Raw genomic sequence first — 17103 nt, 5'->3', positions numbered from 1 at the left:
CAGTTCGACTACATCGTCGTCATCGGCGGGCTGATCGACGAGATCTCCAACCTCAGCCCCGACTACATCCGCTATCTGCGGCAGGCGGCATCCGCGAAGATCCCGCTGGTTGGTGTCTGCACCGGCGCCTTCATTCTGCAGCGGGCCGGGTTGATGGATGGATATCGCTGCTGCATCAGCTGGTTCCACCACGCCGACTTCCTGGAGCAGTTCGATGGCATCATGCCGGTGTCCGACCAGATCTTCATCGTCGACCGCGACCGGCTGACCTGCTCGGGCGGGACCAGTTCGGCCCATCTCGCTGCCTATCTCGTCGAAAAGCATGTCGGCCGCGCCCAGGCACGCAAGAGCCTGCACATCATGATCATCGACGATGCATTGCGTGGGGAGAAGCCGCAGCCGGGCATCCCGCTCGACTTCTCAACCGATGACGAGGTGGTGCGGAAGGCGCTTCTGCTGATGCAGCAGAATATCGATGTGCCCTTGTCGGTGGCGGAGATGGCCCGCCGCCTGGGAGCCGCCCGGCGCCAGATGGAGCGGCATTTCCAAAATGCGCTGGGCATGACGCCGACCGAGGCCTACCGGATCATGCGGCTGGAGCATGCCGAATTCCTGCTGCGCAACACCGAGCAGTCGGTGACGGAGGTGGCCGCCGCCGTCGGCTTCTGCGATTCGTCGCATTTCGTCCGCGCCTTCAAGGAACGCCGCGGTATGACGCCGTCCGTCTTCCGCAAGGGCTGAAAGATCGACAGAACCGTTTCATTCAACGCCGGTGACGCACCCATACAATCGGCAGCTGGATCCGTCCGCCATGCTGCGGTCATGCAGCAAACCGCCTTGAGCGGCTTGCCGGACTGACAAGGATGGCGACCATGCTCGACGACAAGGACACCATGCAGATGCACTGGCGTGAGGCCGGCATTCCCGAAGAGCTGTGCCGGGAACTCGCCCTCGCGTTGACACCGATGCGCCTGCATGCCCACCCGCCGGTGCGCACCGTCGCCGATGCCGAAGAGCATTGGCGCAGCGTTCCCGGCGTGCATACCAAGAACCTGCTTCTGAAGGATGCCAAGGGCGTCCTGTGGCTGGTGGTGCTGCCGCACGACCAGTCGGTGAACATGAAGGAACTGGCCCCGGTCATCGGATCCGCCAAGCTGTCCTTCGCCTCGCCGGTCACGCTGGAGCAGGTCCTGTCCATCGAACCCGGCGGGGTCAGCCCGCTGGCCCTGGTGGCGGACAAGGAACGCCGGGTCCGTCTGGTGCTGGAGCGGCGAGTCCTTGCCGGCGACGTCGTCAACTTCCACCCGATGACGAACCGCGCGACGCTGTCGATGCACCCCGCCGATTTGTCGGCCTTTCTGGACCGGCTTGGCTATGTGCCGACAATCGTGGACCTCGCCTGACTTCATCCCCGGCCTATTCCCTGCGGGCCGCCCTGGACAGCGTCAGGTCGATATGGACGCCGGCACTGCCCGGCCGGTAAAGATGGCGTTCCTGTCCGGTCGGCAGCCCTCCTCCTCGGCCCGCAGGCCTTTCCCCCTCCGGTGGATCAAGCGATGTCCCTCATCCAACCGATCGTTCCGCTGCTCCTGGCGGTGTTCCTGATGATGGGCGGCACGGGGGCGCTGACGACAATCGTCAGCGTCCGCCTGGATGCCGCCGGCGCCTCACCCATCCTGCTCGGTGCGCTGACCGCCGCCTATTACCTGGGGGTGACGATCGGGTCGACGCAGGCCTACCGCCTTGTCGGGCAGGTCGGCCATATCCGGGCCTTCAGCGCCTCCGCCACCGTCCTGGTCGCGGCGACCCTGGGGCATACGCTGGGATCCGATCCCGGCTCATGGATCGCCCTGCGCCTGGTGGAAGGCTGCTGCATGGCCGGCCTGTTCGTCTGCATCGAAAGCTGGCTGAACCAGAGCGCCACATCCGCCACGCGCGGGCAGGTCCTGGCCCTCTATATGATCGCCCTCTATGGTGCGCAGGGGGTCGGCCAATATCTGATGGTCATCGACGATCCGCACGGCTTCAAGCAGTTCGTCCTGGTGTCGATCCTGGTCTCCCTTGCCCTTCTTCCCGTCGCCCTGAGCCGCAAGGCCCCGCCCCTTCTCCAAAAACTGGAACCCGTCCGCATCGGCCACCTCTATCGCGCAAGCCCGCTGGGCTTTGCCGGAACGGTGATCAGCGGGCTGGTCGTCGGCGCCTTCTATGGGCTGGGGCCGGTCTATATCCGGCATCTGGGCTATGATCTGGGCCAGTCGGCGACCTTCGTCAGCGCCGCCATCATCGGCGGCATGATCCTGCAATGGCCCTTCGGCAAGCTGTCGGACCTGTTCGACCGGCGGCTGGTTCTGGTCGGGCTGTTCGCCGCCCTGGTCGTCATCAGCGTCGGCATGACCATGCTGCCGCAGAGCGGATTCGGCCCGCTGCTGGTCGGCATCGCCCTGTTCGGCGGGATCATCTTCGCGATCTATCCGATCTGCGTATCGCACACCAACGACTTCCTGACGCCGGCCGAGATGGTGCCGGCGAGCGGAGGCATGGTTCTGGGATTCTCGATGGGTGCCATCGCCGGTCCCTTCCTGGCCTCCCTGGTGATGGCGACGTTCGAGCAGGATGGATTGTTCCTGTTCGCGGCACTGGTGGCGGCGGTAGCGCTGGCCTTCGCGCTCTGGAGGATGACGGTTCGTCCCCCCGTTCCCATCGACCGGCGCCTGCCCTTCCTCCTCCAGGCGCCGATCCCGGGGCCTTTGGATGGCGTGCCGTCCGGCGGGGAAAAGACCGGGGGCGGCATCAGCGGCGCCGCACCCGGAGCAGAGTCTTCGAGGCCGTGATCTGCCCCGTCGATCCCTCGATGCCGTCGAGCGCAAGTCATGGCTTGCGCTCGACGGTCTGAGTCATTCCTGCGGATCGAGCATGAAATGCCGGACCTTGTGCCGGTTCTCGATCAGCTCGTCGAGGGTGGGTTCGTTGCGCATCGCCCGGCCGATGGCGATCTTGGTCGCCTCGTAGTTGGTGCGATAGAGATCGGCGCGGTCGAGGTTCGGATCCGTGGGGCAGCGGGGATCGATCCAGACCATCACCAGGATGCACAGGTCATTGATTCCGTCGCGGGGCAGAATGCCGTCGATGACGCAATCCAGCACCGCATCGGCGGTGGCTGCCTGGACGACGCCACCGAACAGGTCGACATAGGCGCTGGACTTCATCGTCACCTTGGACACCATCATGGTGGCCGGACGGACCATCTGGTTGCAGTCCCGCACCGCGAACATGCGGGTGTGGCCGGCGGTCTGTCCCATCATGGTGGCGAACGCATGGCCGGCCGGGCCATCGACGGTGCCGATCACGATCTCGGGCATCGCGTCGGTGAACTGGCCTTCCTTGGCGAAGACGGTGGCCTCGCCAACGCGGAACAGCGGGTTGCTCATGGGATCGTCGCTCTCTTGAGAAGGGTGGGGTTGCCGGTCATCCGGTACGGATGCCATCCAGCAACTGTTCGATGCTGCGGCGCAGCCGTTCGGTCTGGCCGGCCAAATCCGCAGCGGCGGTCAACACATGCCGAGTGGCACTTTCGGTATCGCGGGCACCGCCAGTGACATGCCGGGCGTTGCGTGCGACCACGCCCACCCCTGATGCCGCCTGGTCGATGCTGGCATGGATGGTGGCCGAAGCGGCGGCCTGCTGCTCCATCGACCGGGCGATGGCCAGCGCGACGGTGCTGATCTCCTCGATCACCGCGGTGATGCTCTGCAGGGCCTGGGCGGCATTGCCGGTCGCATCCTGCATCGCCTGGATCCGCAGCGAGACGTCCTGCGTCGCCTTGCCGGTCTGGCTGGCGAGCTGGCGCACCTCCTGCGCCACCACCGCAAAGCCCTTGCCGGCCTCCCCGGCGCGGGCCGCTTCGATGGTGGCATTCAGTGCCAGCAGATTGGTCTGCCCGGTGATCTCGTCGATGATGCGCACGACGTTGCCGATGCCCTCGGCCGACTGCCGCAGGCTGAGCACCGACTGGTCGGCTTTGCGGGCCTGCTCCACCGCCGACAAGGCGAGGCGGGCGGACTCGTCGATGCGAAGGCGGATGTCCTCCAGCGACCGGAAGGTGTCGTCGGCCAGGGCGGCGACCGACTGGACGTTGCCGGCGATCTGTTCCGCCGCCACGACTGTGGCACCCGCCTGTTCGTTGGTGCGGTCGATGATGCCGGTCAGCTGGCGCGCAGTGCCGTCGAGCGCACCGGCCGACGAATCCACCATGTCCAACCCCTGCATCGCCGTCCGTTCGAAATGGGAAATCAACCCCTCCAGATGGGCGGACCGCAGGCTCTGGCGGCGCCGGGCCGCGATGTCCTGGAAGGCGGATCGAACAGTGTCGGTCGCAGGATGCTCCAGGATTTCGTCAGGCGTGCCGACCTGGACGATGCGCCCGGCTTCCATGACGGCGATCCGGCCACCAAGCCGCATCGCCTTCTCCACCTCCTGCGTGGTGAGAAGCACGGCAGCGCGATGCGCCCGCTGCCAGTCGAGGAGTTCCGACTCCAGTTCCTGGCGAAGGACTGGGTCGACCCCGGCGAAGGGACCATCCATCAGCAGCAGCGGCGGATCGCCGATCAGGGATCGCGCCAGCCCGATCCGCAACCGGGCATCGGACGGGATCTCATGCGGACGGCGGGCGGCGAGAGGAGCAAGCCCCATGCGCGTCAGCAGGGCAAGGGCGCGGTCATGACGATCGCGCCGGCGTAAGCCGGCGACCTCCAACCCGAAGGCCAGATTCTCCAGAACGGTGCGGTTCGGCATCAGAGCCGTGGCACCGAACGCCATCGCCATGCCGTCGCGACGGGCGGCCGCCAGTTCGGCCGCCGCCATCGCCGCCATGTCGCGCCCGTTCAGGATCACCGCCCCCGACGTCGGCTCGACCAGACGGTTCACCATGCGGACCAGGGTGGACTTGCCGGAATTGGACCGCCCCAACACAGCAAGGATTTCACCGGCCGCCAGATCGAATGAAACATCGGCAACCGCGACCGTGGCCCCGGTTTCCCGCCGGATGCCGGCGTGGTCCATGCCGGCCCGCAGCAGGGCCAGGACCTGCGCGGCATTGCCGCCATAGACCTTGCAAAGTCCTTCAACCGACAACATCCCGATGCCGGCCGGCGCGGCGCCCTGCAGGTGAGCTGACGAGTTCATCGGCGATCCCGATCATGGAAGGGCTGAAGACGGGAATGGCTGGAGACGGCCGTCCGTCACGCTGCCGCGCTTTGAACGGACCGCCTCCATGAACGGCGCGGAAAAGAGGAACGGCCGCAAATCAGAGCTTGCCGGTCACCCAGTAATCGATCCGGGCCTTGTTGTTCTTGATGTAGTTGTTGACCGCCTGCTCGTAGCTGGTCTGACGGGCTTCCTGCATCATCGTTTCCAGATCGCCAATCGGCAGAACCATCCGGTTCAGGAACTCGAAGATTTCCGGATGATCCTGATAGAAGCCCTTGCGGACGATGGTGTTGACGCTTTCCAGCCCGCCCAGCGCACCCTTCGGATCCTCCAGGTAGCGCAGCTTCCAGTTGGCGAACATCCAGTGCGGGCTCCAGCTCGTCACGACGATCCACTCGTTGCGCTTCATGGCGCGCTCCAGAGCGGCCAGCATCGCGGCATCGCTGGCCGACACCAGTTGCATCCCCTTCAGGTCATAGGTCTTCAGCGCCTTTTCCGACGCCTGCATCAGCCCCGAGCCGGGATCGATGCCCTGGATCTTGCCGCCCAGCTGCTTCTGCACCTCCGGCTTCTTCAGATCCTCGATGGTCTTGACCTGATCGACCGGGATGTAGTCCGGCACCACCCAGCCCAGGCGGGCGCGGGTGTAGAGCGGGCCGAGATCGACGATGTCCTTGCCGACCTTGTCGAGATAGGGCTTGTGGGTCAGCGGCTGCCACGACATCAGCATGGCGTCCAGCTTGCCGCTGGCGATGCCCTGATACTGGATGCCGATATCGGCCATGGTCAGTTCGACCTTGTAGCCGAACCGCTCCTCGATCACGGCTTTGGCGAGTTTCGTCACCGCCTCGGCGTCCGACCAGGCGGTCCAGCCGATGTTGATGGATTTTTCCGCGGCCCGCGCCGGGGTGGCGATCGCAACGGTCCCCAGACCGACCGTCATGGCCGCCGACAGCAGAATGCGCAAGGCTTTACCGAAGATTTTCATCAAGAAGCCTCCTCGTCTGTTTATTTGTTTGGACAAGTTTGTTTCCGAGTCCCGGTCCGTTATGCCGGGACTTGAACCGGACGCGCGCGTCGGGTCCGGAAAGCCGCCTTTGTCTTACCGGTGAACGCGGATGGACGCGCACCCTTCGGAAGCTGTCCGGAAGACTGCCGCCAACCGATGCGGACCTTTGCTGGCATCAGTGCTGATTTGACAAGGATGAGGGGCTTGAAAGCAAAAAACCTTCATCAGAGCGGCATTTCGTATCGCATTTGCGACAGCCCCACCCGCCCCTGCTCCGCCGGCGAATGCGGCTCGACTGACCGGCGGATGTTTCAGTTCTTTCCTGATGTAAATTATGGGCCACCATGCATGAATTATCGCGCCCTGTCGCAAACAGGCTATTGGCCAGGGCCAGCCTTGCGCAAAAAGACAGGACTGCCTGTCGGCCTTTTTAAAGTTGATGTCGCAATCCAGAACGCGGCGCCGCGCGGCCGGCGGCAGGCTGTGGGTCGTGGACTCGAAAAAAGCACAGCCCGCTCAAGGCTGAAGCGGTTCCACGAACCAACGGCCCCACTCCCGCAGAAGGTCAACCGTCATGGCGTCCGAGATTTCCATAGAAGCCCTGCTGAAGCGCCGCAAGAAGGGATACAGCCTGGAGGCGCCGTTCTACACCAGTGACGAAATCTTCAAGCTGGACATGGAAATCATCTTCGGCCGCCACTGGCTGCATGTGGGCGTGGAACCGGACGTGGCGGAGCCGGGCGACGTGATGGTGGTGGATATCGGCAAGACGTCCGTCATCGTCATGCGCGACGACGACATGGAACTGCGTGCCTTTCACAATGTCTGCCGCCATCGCGGGGCGCGCATCGTCCTCAAGGAGAAGACCTCGGTCGGCAATCTGGTGTGCAGCTATCACCAGTGGACCTACGGCCAGGACGGCGAGCTTCTGTTCGCCGAGCATATGGGCAACGATTTCGACCGCAAGTGCCGGAACCTGAAAAAGGTGCATATCCGGTCGGTCGGCGGCCTGATCTTCATCTGCCTGGCGGAAGAGGCCCCGGACGACATCGACCGCATGGCGGCGGCCATCGAGCCCTATATCCTTCCGCATGATCTGAAGAACTGCAAGATCGCCAAGACCGTCGACCTGATCGAGAAGGGCAACTGGAAGCTCACGATGGAAAACAATCGTGAATGCTACCACTGTGTCGGCAACCACCCGGAACTGACCATCCCGTTGTTCGAGTACGGCTTCGGCTTCGCCCCCGACGGCACCAACCCGAAGCGGATGGAACATGCCGCCAAATACGATGCCCTGGTGCAGTCCTGCCACAGCGGCTGGGAGGCCGCAGGTTTCCCCAGCCGCGAGGTCGAGCATCTGACCGACATCACCGGCTTCCGGGCCGAGCGCCTGCCGCTGGACGGCGCCGGCGAGGCCCACACCAAGGACACCCGCAGCGCCTCGCGCAAGCTGCTGGGGTCGATCGCCGAGCGCAAGCTGGGTGCCCTGTCCTTCTGGACCCAGCCAAACTCCTGGAACCACTTCATGAGCGACCACATCGTCACTTTCTCGGTGTTCCCGCTCGGTCCCGACCGCAATCTGCTGCGCACCCGCTGGTTGGTCCACAAGGACGCGGTGGAAGGCGTCGATTACGACCTGAACCGCCTGACGGAAGTGTGGGAAGCCACCAACCAGCAGGACGCCGATCTGGTGGAGATCTCGCACAATGGCGCTCTCAGCCCCGCCTACGAGCCGGGTCCCTATTCGCCCTACACCGAGCCGCTCGTGGAGAAATTCACGGAATGGTACGTCGGCCGCATGTCCGAGCATCTGCTGGGCAAGCAGGCTGCGGTGAGCGTTGCCGCGGAGTGATGCCTTGCCCGGGCGATCCCGGCCGGCAGCGGCCTGGGATCGCCCATTCTTTTCGGCTCAGGGGGGAGAGAAATGACGATGCAGCAGGATGCGGCTCCGCCTCCGGTCCGGGACTGGGATCCTGAAGCCGACGACACGCTGGTGTGCCGGGCGGTGCGGGACGAAACGCACGACGTGAAGACCTTCGTCTTTGCGCCGGCGCGGCCATGCCTGTTCCGGTTCGAGCCGGGCCAGTTCATCACGCTGGAACTGCCCATCGGCGGCGAAACCATTCACCGCAGCTACACGGTCTCCTCCTCCGCCGCGCGGCCGCACCGCCTGTCGATCACCGTCAAGCGCGTGCCCGGCGGCCCGGTGTCGAACTGGCTGCACGATAATCTGAAGCCGGGCGACAGGATCCGCGCGGTCGGTCCGCTCGGCGAGTTCACGCCGGGCGATTCGGAAGTTCCGCGCAAGTTCCTGTTCCTGTCCGGCGGCAGCGGCGTCACGCCGCTGATGTCGATGACCCGGACCTTCGACGATCTGGGCGAGGACCACGACATCGTCTTCGTCCACGCCGCCCGGACCCCGGCCGACATCGTCTTCCGCCGTGAACTGGACGCGCTGACCGGTCCCGGCCGCCGCCTGCGCGTCGCCCATGTCTGCGAGGGCATCGGCACCGAATCCCATTGGGCCGGCTTCACCGGCCGGCTGTCGCTGCCGATGCTCGGGATGATCGCGCCGGACTTCCTGGAGCGGGAGGTCTTCGTCTGCGGCCCCGGCCCCTTCATGAAGGCGGTGCGCACCTTCCTGGAGGAAGGCGGCTTCGACATGAGCCGCTACCATCAGGAAAGCTTCGATTTCGCGGAGATGACGGCCGAACTGACTGCTGGAGAGCCGCCGGCCGAGGTGTCACCGATCCAGGCTGCGGCTCCGGAGGCGGCGCCTTCCGACGGCTTCCGTATCGAGTTCGCCAAGACCGGCAGGGTTTTCGCCTGTCCGCCGGACATGGCGCTGGCGGATGCGGCATCGGCCGCCGACATCCGGGTTCCGACCTCCTGCTCGCGCGGGCTGTGCGGAACCTGCAAGACGAAGCTGATTTCCGGTACGGTGGAGATGAACCACACCGGCGGCATCCGCAAACGCGAGATCGACCAGGGGTTGATCCTGCTCTGTTGCAGCCGCCCGACCAGCGATCTGGTGATAGAGCGTTAGACGCACCGCCATTGAATTGTCTTCCGGGGGCAAGCCGCTGACGCTAGCATTCCGAAGGACGGAATTGTGCCGTCAGACTGGGAGGATGTCCTGGTGGGGAAGACAGTGGAATATCGCCGTTTCGGCGGTAGCGGTCCCGCACCCCGGCAGGAGGAACGTGCGCTCCTGTCGGTCGGCTTCATCCTGACCAACAATTTCACGTTGACGGCGCTAGCTCCCTTCATCGATGCCCTGCGCCTGGCCGCCGACGAGGGCGACCGGTCGCGGCAGATCCGCTGCCGCTGGACCATCATGGGATCGCGGGCCGAACCGGTGATGTCCAGCTGCGGCATCGGCGTCGCCCGCTGGGAGCCGCTGACCGATCCGCGCCGCTTCGACTATGTGGTCGTGGTCGGCGGGCTGCTGCATGGCGGCCCGCAGCTGGACGACGAATCGCTGGCCTATCTGCGCGCTGCCGCCTCCTACGGCGTGACCCTGGTCGGCGTCTGCACCGGCAGCTTCGTGCTGAGCCGCATCGGCCTGATGAAGAACCGCCGCTGCTGCGTCAGCTGGTACCATCACCGCGATTTCATCGAAGAATTTCCTGACCTGCTGCCGGTGGCCGACCAGCTCTATGTGGTGGACCGAGACCGCATCACCTGCTCGGGCGGTGCCGGCGTGGCCGATCTGGCCGCCTTCCTGATCGAACGCCATCTGGGTCGCGCCACCGCCCAGAAGACCATGCACATCCTGCTGATCGACAAGGCGCGTCCCGCCAGCCAGTCGCAGCCTCAGCCGCCGACGGTGGTCGAGATCACCAACGACCGCGTCCGCCGCGCCCTGCTGCTGATGGAGCAGCACATCAGCGACCCGCTGTCGGTGGAGGAGATCGTTCACCGGCTGAACGTCAGCACCCGCCAGTTCGAGCGGCTGTTCCGACTGGCGGTCGGCACCAGCCCGGCCACCTATTACCGGTCCTTGCGCCTGCGCTACGGCCACTGGCTGCTGCGCAACACCAAGCGCTCGGTCACCGCCATTGCGAACGAGGCCGGCTTCGCCGACTGCGCCCACTTCTCCCGCCAGTTCCGGGAGCTGTTCGGCGTTTCGCCGTCGGAGGTGCGCCGCACTGCCGCGCCGGATGCCGAAGCCGATCCGCATTTCTCGCCTCTCGACGCCTTCCGGCGCACAAATGGCGACTCCCTGCTGCCGGACCGCCGCCTTTTCGAAGATCCGGAACCGACGGCGCGAGACGCCGCACAGGTGGACTGACGGCGCACCACCCGCCAATTTTTAAAAAATTCAGGCACTTGTCTGACTTGCCCCCTCCGTTTCCTCCCTGTCGCAAAAAGGTAATTCACGGTCGCGGGGGGCAACGCGACAATGTCGCCGATGGTGAATTCTTGGCAGGCTCAATACTGGGGATCGTTCCTGCCATGTCCTCACCCGCCGAAGCCCTTCTGAAGCCTCTGCAGATCAAGCATCTGACGATCCGCAACCGCGTGATGAGCACGAGCCATGCGCCGGGTTACGGGTCCGAAGGCAAGCCGAAGGAACGCTACCAGCTCTACCACGAGGAAAAGGCCAAAGGCGGCATCGGCCTGACGATGTTCGGCGGCTCCTCCTCCGTCGCCGTGGACAGCCCGGCGGCGCCGTGGAGTCAGATTTCCGTCGCCGACGACAGCGTCATCCCCTTCTTCCGCGAATTCTCCGACCGGGTGCACCGCCATGGCGCGGCGCTGATGATCCAGCTGACCCATATGGGCCGGCGTACCCGCTGGGATACCGAGAACTGGCTGCCCACCGTCTCCGCCTCGCCCAGCCGGGAACCAGCGAGCCGCAACACGCCGAAGGAAATGGAGGATTTCGACTTCACGCGGATCATCGCCGGCTATGCCGCCGCCGCCCGTCGTTGCAAGGAAGGCGGCCTGGACGGCTTCGAGCTGTCGGCTGCCCACGGCCACCTGATCGACCAGTTCTGGAGCCCCTCGGCCAACCGGCGCTCCGACAAATACGGCGGCAGCCTGGAAAACCGTATGCGCTTCGGCATCGAGGTGTTCGAGGCGATCCGCGCCGAGGTCGGCGACGACTACGTCATCGGCATGCGCATGTCGGGCGACGAGCTGATCGACGATGGCCTCAGCCACGAGGACTGCATCGCCATCGCCCGCACCTATGCCGAACGCGGGCTGATCGACTTCGTGAATGTGCTGGGCGGACAGGCGCGCGATCATCTGGCGCATGCCATCTCGCTGCCCAACATGTCCTTCCCGGTCGCCCCCTTCCTGCATCTGGCCAGCGGCATCAAGCGCGAGGCGGGAATCCCGGTTTTCCATGCCCAGCGCGTGACCGACCTCGCCACCGCCGCCCGCGCGGTCGAAGAGGGGCATGTCGATATGGTCGCCATGACCCGCGCCCACATCGCCGACCCGCATCTGGTGCGCAAGCTGATGGAAGGGCGGCTGGACGATGTCCGCCAATGCGTCGGCGCCGGCTATTGCATCGACCGCATCTATGTCGGCGGCGACGCGCTGTGCATCCAGAATGCGGCAACGGGACGCGAACGCACGATGCCGCATGTGATCCCGAAGGCGGAGCGCAAGCGCCGTGTCGTCGTGGTCGGCGGCGGCCCCGGCGGGCTGGAAGCCGCCCGCGTCTGCGCCGAGCGCGGCCATTCCGTCGTCCTGCTCGAACGCAACGCCGCCCCTGGCGGACAGATCAACGTCGCCGCCAAGGCGACCTGGCGCGAGGCGATGAGCGGCATCACCCGCTGGCTGTCCCAGCAGGTCACCAAGCTGGGCGTCGATGTCCGGCTGGGCGTGGAGGCCGACCGCGCTGCCGTCGAGGCGGAGAATCCCGACGTGGTGATCCTCGCCACCGGCGGCCGTCCCAACCGGGGCGACTTCAAGGGGGCCGATCTGGCGGTCTCGACCTGGGACATCCTGACCGGGGCGGTGGAGCCGACGGGGACCGTGCTGATGTATGACGGCACCGGCCAGCATCACGGCGCCTCCTGCGCGGAGTTCATGGCCAAGCGCGGTGCGCTGGTGGAGATCGCCACCCCCGACCGCATGGTCGCGGAGGAGGTCGGCACCACCAACCAGCCGATCCACCTGCGCGAGCTGTACAAGCTGAACGTGGTGATGACCACCAACCATCAGCTTGTGGAAATCTACCAGGAAGGCAACCGCCGCGTCGCTGTCCTGCGCAACGAATACACCCACGAGGAGGAGGAACGGCTGGTCGACCAGATCGTGGTGGAACTGGGCACCCTGCCCAACGACGGCCTCTATTTCGATCTGAAGGACCGGTCGCTGAACCGCGGCCAAACCGATCTCGACAGCCTGATCGCCGGCCGGCCGCAACCGGTGCAGGCCAACGGCCATGGCGGCTACACCCTGCACCGCATCGGCGATGCGGTCGCGGGCCGCAACATCCACGCGGCAATCTACGACGCCGCCCGTCTCTGCAAGGACATCTGACACCTCCACCCCCGCCCAGCGCCCCCAGCCAAGCGACAGGAGCCGTCCGACGTGATCGCCACCGCTCTTACCACCGTCGTCCTTGCCGTCCTCGCCATCGGCGCGGCATTGGCCGCCTGGCAGTCGCGGCGCTGGCTGGCCGGCCGGCCGGCGACGGTCGGCGTGGTCGCCGGGCTGCGCGCCCTGCCCGGCCGCTATCTGGTCGACGTCCACCATGTGGTGGGGCGGACACCGTTCAACGCCCGCTTCCACGCGCTGGTCGCCGGCGGTTTCCTGGCGGCGCTGGCGCTGCTGGTGGCGATGGGCGTCGCCATCGGTGGATCACGCCTCCTCTGGCTGTTGCTGGCGGTGGTGCTGGCGGTCATGCTGGCCGGCGCCCTGATGGTCCGGCATCGCCGCCAAGTGCTGCGCCCGCGCGAGTTGTCGCAAGGGCGTTTCGCCCGCCTTCCCCTGTCGCTCCTGACATTTTCGGGCTGCCTGCTGGTGGTGGCGCTCGACCAGGCACTGGGCGGCGTGATGCCGGAGGCGCTGGCCCTCGTGCTGATCGCGGCTGCCGGGGTGGCGTTGGCCGATCTGGTGTGGGGCGTGTGGAAGGGGCCGCTGAAGCATGCGGTGCATGGCGCTCTGCATTTGGCCTTCCACCCCCGTCCGGCCCGCTTCCACGACGGCAAGGGGCGCGATACCGGACTGAAGCCGCTGACGCTCGTTCCCGCGGAGAAGACCGAGCCGGGCGGTCTTGGTGTGGAGCGCCCCGTCGATTTCGCCTGGAACCGGCTGCTCGGCTTCGATGCCTGCGTCCAGTGCGGGCGCTGCGAAACCGCCTGCCCGGCCTATGCTGCCGGCCTGCCGCTCAATCCGAAGAAGCTGGTGCAGGATCTGGTCGCGGCCATGGACGAACAGGCCAGCGATGCCGCCTATGCCGGGAACCCCCATCCCGGCCGCGGCGTCGGCACGGCCCATGGCGGAGCCGGGCTGCCACTGATCGGGCCGGATGCGATGATCCATCCCGACACGCTGTGGTCCTGCACCACCTGCCGCGCCTGCGTGCAGGAATGCCCGATGATGATCGAGCATGTGGACGCCGTGGTCGACCTGCGCCGCTTCCAGACACTGGAGCTGGGGGCCACCCCCGGCAAGGCCGCCGTCATGCTGGAGGAACTGCGGGCCACCGACAATCCCGGCGGTCGCGCGCTCGCCCGGCGCTGGGACTGGGCGGCCGACCTGTCGCTGCGCCGGCTGCCGGCCGGCGGCTCCTGCGACACGCTGCTGTGGGTGGGCGACGGCGCTTTCGACCTGCGGGTCCAGCGCTCGCTGCGGGCGCTCGTCCTGCTGCTGCGCCGTGCCGGGGTGGACTTCGCCGTGCTGGGAGAGGAGGAGCTGGATTGCGGCGACGTCGCCCGCCGGCTGGGCGACGAGGCGACCTTCCAGTCGCTGGCGACCCGCAACGTGGCGACCTTGAACGCCCGTCGCTTCGCCCGCATCGTCACCGCCGATCCCCATGCGCTGCACTCGCTGCGCAACGAATATCCCGCCTTCGGCGGCAGCTGGACCGTCGTCCACCATACCGCCCTGCTGCTGGAGCTGATCACCGCCGGCGTACTGACGGTGACCAAGCCGGTCGGGCGTAGCGTAACCTTCCATGATCCCTGCTATCTCGGCCGCTACAATGGCGAGATCGAGGCGCCGCGAGCCCTGCTCGACGCAATCGGCGTGGAGCGCCGGGAAATGCTGCGCTCCGGCTTGCGGTCGAGCTGCTGTGGCGGCGGCGGCGGCGCCCCGCTGACCGACGTGTCGGGCGAACGCCGCATCCCTGACGTCCGCATGGAGCATGCCCGCGAGACCGGCGCCTCCATGGTCGCCGTCGCCTGCCCCAACTGCGCCCTGATGCTGGAAGGCGTCGTCGGTCCCCGACCGGAGGTGGCGGAGATCGCCGAACTGGTGCTCGCCGCGACGGAGACCACCCGATGAGCAATTCCCCGATCATCCGCCGCCGCGTCGATCCCCGTGCCGAGCGCGCCGCCCGCACCGTCCTGACCGGCCCGCGTCCGCGCCTGCTGCGCCAGCCGGTCGCTCCCACCACGATCAACGAGCGCCGCCGCGATCCCCGCGCCCTTCGCACTGCCGCATTGGTCCAGCACCTGCCGCGCCCGCGCTACGATTGGACGCGCGATGCGGCCTCGCCCGGCACAGCTGCGCCGGCGGGTGTCGCCGTCACCGCAGCGCCCGCCATCCCGCTGCGGGTGATCGCCGAGCCGGCCTATCTGGTCCTCGCCATGCTCGACCGCCCCGGCGGCGAGGTCAGCGAGCATGACCGGCAGGTGATCGCCGCCGCCCGCCTGCTGGCCGATGGCGCGGATGCTGGTGGCGGCGGGGCGGTGGTGACCGTCGCCACCGGATCGGGCGCGGCATTGGCCGAGGCCGGATCGGACCGCCATGTCGCCCTGCCCGAGGGCTGGGCCGACGATTACGTGCCGGAACGGCGGGCCGCCGCCGCATCGGCGCTGATGGCGGCCCTGTCTCCCCGGCACATCCTGTTCCCGGACAGCCCGGACGGTGCCGACGTTGCCCGGCGGGTCGCGGCGGCGGCGGGAGAGCGGCTGTTCACCGGCGTGCAGAGCCTCTCCCCAGACCGGGCCACCCGCCAGTCGTCCGGCGGATCGCTGGAGACCGGGCACCGCCCCACCCGGCTGATGACGGTGGCGGCCGACGCCTTCGCCCCGCTTGACGGGGTGCGGCACGAGGCGCGGCCGCTCGACCTCGCCACGCCGATGGTGGCCGGGGAGGAGGTTCTGCCCCGCCTGGGCGGCGCCCGCCGGCTGGCCGTGGATCCCGACGCGCTCGCCCTTTCGGAAGCCGACTTCATCCTCAGCGCCGGCAACGGCGTGACCGACTGGCAGAGCTTCGCCGAACTGGGCGAGGCGCTGGGCGCCACCCGCGCCGGCAGCCGTGTGGTTTGCGACGCTGGCCACCTGCCGCGAGAACGGCAGGTCGGCGCCTCCGGCACGGTGGTCAGCGCGCGCTGCTACCTCGCCTTCGGCATCGCTGGTGCACCGCAGCATCTCCAGGGTATCACCGGCGTCAAGCATGTGATCGCCATCAACACCGACCTTCACGCCGAAATGATCAAGCGGGCCGACCTGTCCATCGTCGCCGATGCGCAGGACGTCATGCCCGCCCTGATCCGGCTTATCCGGGAGCGCCGCAATGACTGAAGCGGTCCTGAGCAATGTCGCCGTCCTGTTGTCCATCGGCCGCCACCCGGTCTCCGGCCGCGCCCGCCGCGGCGCCACCGATGCGCAGGCTTTGGAAATGGCGCTGGCGTTGCGCCCGCGCCGGCTGACGGCGATCCACGCCGGACCGGCCGCCGATGCCGACGCGCTGCGCGCCTATCTCGGCATGGGGCTGGAGCGGCTGACGGTTCTGGTTCTGCCGGACGGGGCCGATCCGGTCGAGGCGCTCATCGCCCATCTGCGCCGCCTTGCCCCCTCGCTGGTCCTGACCGGACGGCAGGCCGAGGACGGCGAGGGCAGCGGCATGCTGCCCTATCTGATCGCCCGCGGCCTTGACGCCGCCATGGTTCCCGATGTGGTACGGGTCGGCCCGGCCGATGCATCCGACGCTACTCCGGGCAAAGCGGCCATCGTCCAGGCGCTGCCGCGCGGACAGCGCCGGGCGCTGACCGTCAGCGGCCGCCTTGTGGCGACCGTTCATCCATCCGCCCCGCCCGCTCGCGCCTCGGCCTTCGGCCCGGCCCGGCGGGGCGTCATCGAGCCGGTGGCGGTACCGGTGACCGTCGAGGTGACCGCCGATCTCTTCCTGTCGGAGTGCGAGCATCGGCCATGGCGCCCGAAGCCCAAGCTGATGCGCGTGAAGCGCGGCGGCTCGGCCCTGGACCGGCTGAGGGCGGCGACCGAGAGCAAGAGCGGAAAAGGCCAACTGCTGGTCAACCCGACAGCCGAAGCGGGGGCGCTGGCCATCTACGACAGCCTTGTCGAACAGGGAATGCTTCCATGAACACGATGCAAAACGATCCTCCCAGTACCGCAGGTCGCGCTGTCGCCAATCGAGGGGAGGCCTGTCGATGAACACGATGTTGCGAAGCGCGGTTTCGGTCGGTGGGCCGGCCAGCCTGGGCTTTCCCCGCGGAGCCGCCAGGACCGGCACCGGCGACGACGCCGCGGTCCGCCTGGAGGTGCGGAACGTCTACAAGGTCTTCTCCGCCGATCCGAAACCCGCGCTGTCGATGCTGCGCCAGGGCGCCAGCAAGGCGGAGGTTCTGCAAAAGCTGAACGTCAATGTCGGTGTCCTCGACGCCAGCTTTCAGGTCCGCGCCGGTGAGATCTTCGTCATCATGGGGCTGTCGGGGTCCGGCAAATCCACCA

Annotated in this window: 13 protein-coding genes and 1 pseudogene; 11 read left to right on the top strand and 3 right to left on the bottom strand. The window is 67.1% G+C overall.

The genetic code is table 11. The features are described from left to right. The 3 genes from I71_RS26795 to I71_RS26785 all read left to right on the top strand — a co-directional run. Positions 1 to 741 (top strand): GlxA family transcriptional regulator (locus I71_RS26795; protein WP_042701142.1); only part of this gene is annotated, 741 nt, incomplete at its 5' end. A gap of 131 nt (positions 742 to 872) precedes the next feature. Then, positions 873 to 1403 carry a YbaK/EbsC family protein gene (locus I71_RS26790; RefSeq protein WP_049976352.1) on the top strand — a complete coding sequence of 177 codons (531 nt, stop codon included), beginning with the start codon at positions 873 to 875 and terminating at the stop codon, positions 1401 to 1403. Between the two features lie 153 nt (positions 1404 to 1556). Continuing rightward, positions 1557 to 2831: an MFS transporter gene (locus I71_RS26785; protein ID WP_042701140.1), complete on the top strand. Its 1275-nt coding sequence runs from the start codon at positions 1557 to 1559 to the stop codon at positions 2829 to 2831. 63 nt (positions 2832 to 2894) lie between these two features. Here the strand turns inward: I71_RS26785 and fae are convergent, their stop codons facing one another. The 3 genes from fae to I71_RS26770 form a co-directional block, all read right to left on the bottom strand. After that, the gene (gene fae / locus I71_RS26780; RefSeq protein WP_042701138.1) at positions 2895 to 3428 is read right to left on the bottom strand and encodes a formaldehyde-activating enzyme; all 534 of its coding nucleotides are present in this window, start codon (positions 3426 to 3428) and stop codon (positions 2895 to 2897) included. A gap of 37 nt (positions 3429 to 3465) precedes the next feature. Further along, positions 3466 to 5181, bottom strand: coding sequence for a methyl-accepting chemotaxis protein (locus I71_RS35290; protein WP_049976351.1), 1716 nt, complete (start codon positions 5179 to 5181; stop codon positions 3466 to 3468). A 121-nt stretch (positions 5182 to 5302) separates the two neighbouring features. Then, positions 5303 to 6193 (bottom strand): glycine betaine ABC transporter substrate-binding protein, encoded by an 891-nt coding sequence (locus I71_RS26770; RefSeq protein WP_042701136.1) that lies wholly within the window; start codon positions 6191 to 6193, stop codon positions 5303 to 5305. 595 nt (positions 6194 to 6788) lie between these two features. Here I71_RS26770 and I71_RS26765 point away from each other — a divergent pair. From I71_RS26765 to I71_RS26730, 8 genes and pseudogenes are all read left to right on the top strand, one after another. Further along, the gene (locus tag I71_RS26765) at positions 6789 to 8069 is read left to right on the top strand and encodes an SRPBCC family protein (protein ID WP_042701134.1); all 1281 of its coding nucleotides are present in this window, start codon (positions 6789 to 6791) and stop codon (positions 8067 to 8069) included. A gap of 72 nt (positions 8070 to 8141) precedes the next feature. Next, entirely contained in the window at positions 8142 to 9263 is a 1122-nt protein-coding gene (locus I71_RS26760) for a hybrid-cluster NAD(P)-dependent oxidoreductase (protein ID WP_042701132.1), read from the top strand. A 93-nt stretch (positions 9264 to 9356) separates the two neighbouring features. Continuing rightward, positions 9357 to 10511: a GlxA family transcriptional regulator gene (locus I71_RS26755; protein WP_085940790.1), complete on the top strand. Its 1155-nt coding sequence runs from the start codon at positions 9357 to 9359 to the stop codon at positions 10509 to 10511. 164 nt (positions 10512 to 10675) lie between these two features. Further along, positions 10676 to 12721 (top strand): NADH:flavin oxidoreductase, encoded by a 2046-nt coding sequence (locus I71_RS40700; RefSeq protein WP_042701128.1) that lies wholly within the window; start codon positions 10676 to 10678, stop codon positions 12719 to 12721. A gap of 51 nt (positions 12722 to 12772) precedes the next feature. Next, the gene (locus I71_RS26745) at positions 12773 to 14689 is read left to right on the top strand and encodes a DUF3483 domain-containing protein (RefSeq protein WP_042701126.1); all 1917 of its coding nucleotides are present in this window, start codon (positions 12773 to 12775) and stop codon (positions 14687 to 14689) included. Beyond that, positions 14686 to 15933, top strand: a complete 1248-nt coding sequence (locus tag I71_RS26740; RefSeq protein WP_083897416.1) for an electron transfer flavoprotein subunit alpha/FixB family protein — start codon at positions 14686 to 14688, stop codon at positions 15931 to 15933. Before I71_RS26745 ends, I71_RS26740 begins: the two co-directional genes overlap by 4 nt. After that, entirely contained in the window at positions 15926 to 16735 is an 810-nt protein-coding gene (locus I71_RS26735) for an electron transfer flavoprotein subunit beta (RefSeq protein WP_042701124.1), read from the top strand. The genes I71_RS26740 and I71_RS26735 overlap by 8 nt, the downstream gene beginning before the upstream one ends. A 67-nt stretch (positions 16736 to 16802) precedes the next feature. Beyond that, a pseudogene (locus I71_RS26730) lies at positions 16803 to 17103 on the top strand (glycine/betaine ABC transporter ATP-binding protein); the annotation flags it as partial.

The organism is Azospirillum sp. B506, assembly GCF_000333595.1.
Lineage (GTDB): Bacteria > Pseudomonadota > Alphaproteobacteria > Azospirillales > Azospirillaceae > Azospirillum.
This window is presented reverse-complemented; position numbering and strand designations above follow the sequence as displayed.

What these genes read in the sequence shown, in the direction of transcription:
- I71_RS26790 (WP_049976352.1), top strand. Translation starts at nt 873, where the DNA reads ATGCTCGACGACAAGGACACCATGCAGATGCACTGGCGTGAGGCCGGC.
- I71_RS26785 (WP_042701140.1), top strand. Translation starts at nt 1,557, where the DNA reads ATGTCCCTCATCCAACCGATCGTTCCGCTGCTCCTGGCGGTGTTCCTG.
- fae (WP_042701138.1), bottom strand. Translation starts at nt 3,428, where the DNA reads ATGAGCAACCCGCTGTTCCGCGTTGGCGAGGCCACCGTCTTCGCCAAG.
- I71_RS35290 (WP_049976351.1), bottom strand. Translation starts at nt 5,181, where the DNA reads ATGAACTCGTCAGCTCACCTGCAGGGCGCCGCGCCGGCCGGCATCGGG.
- I71_RS26770 (WP_042701136.1), bottom strand. Translation starts at nt 6,193, where the DNA reads ATGAAAATCTTCGGTAAAGCCTTGCGCATTCTGCTGTCGGCGGCCATG.
- I71_RS26765 (WP_042701134.1), top strand. Translation starts at nt 6,789, where the DNA reads ATGGCGTCCGAGATTTCCATAGAAGCCCTGCTGAAGCGCCGCAAGAAG.
- I71_RS26760 (WP_042701132.1), top strand. Translation starts at nt 8,142, where the DNA reads ATGACGATGCAGCAGGATGCGGCTCCGCCTCCGGTCCGGGACTGGGAT.
- I71_RS40700 (WP_042701128.1), top strand. Translation starts at nt 10,676, where the DNA reads ATGTCCTCACCCGCCGAAGCCCTTCTGAAGCCTCTGCAGATCAAGCAT.
- I71_RS26740 (WP_083897416.1), top strand. Translation starts at nt 14,686, where the DNA reads ATGAGCAATTCCCCGATCATCCGCCGCCGCGTCGATCCCCGTGCCGAG.
- I71_RS26735 (WP_042701124.1), top strand. Translation starts at nt 15,926, where the DNA reads ATGACTGAAGCGGTCCTGAGCAATGTCGCCGTCCTGTTGTCCATCGGC.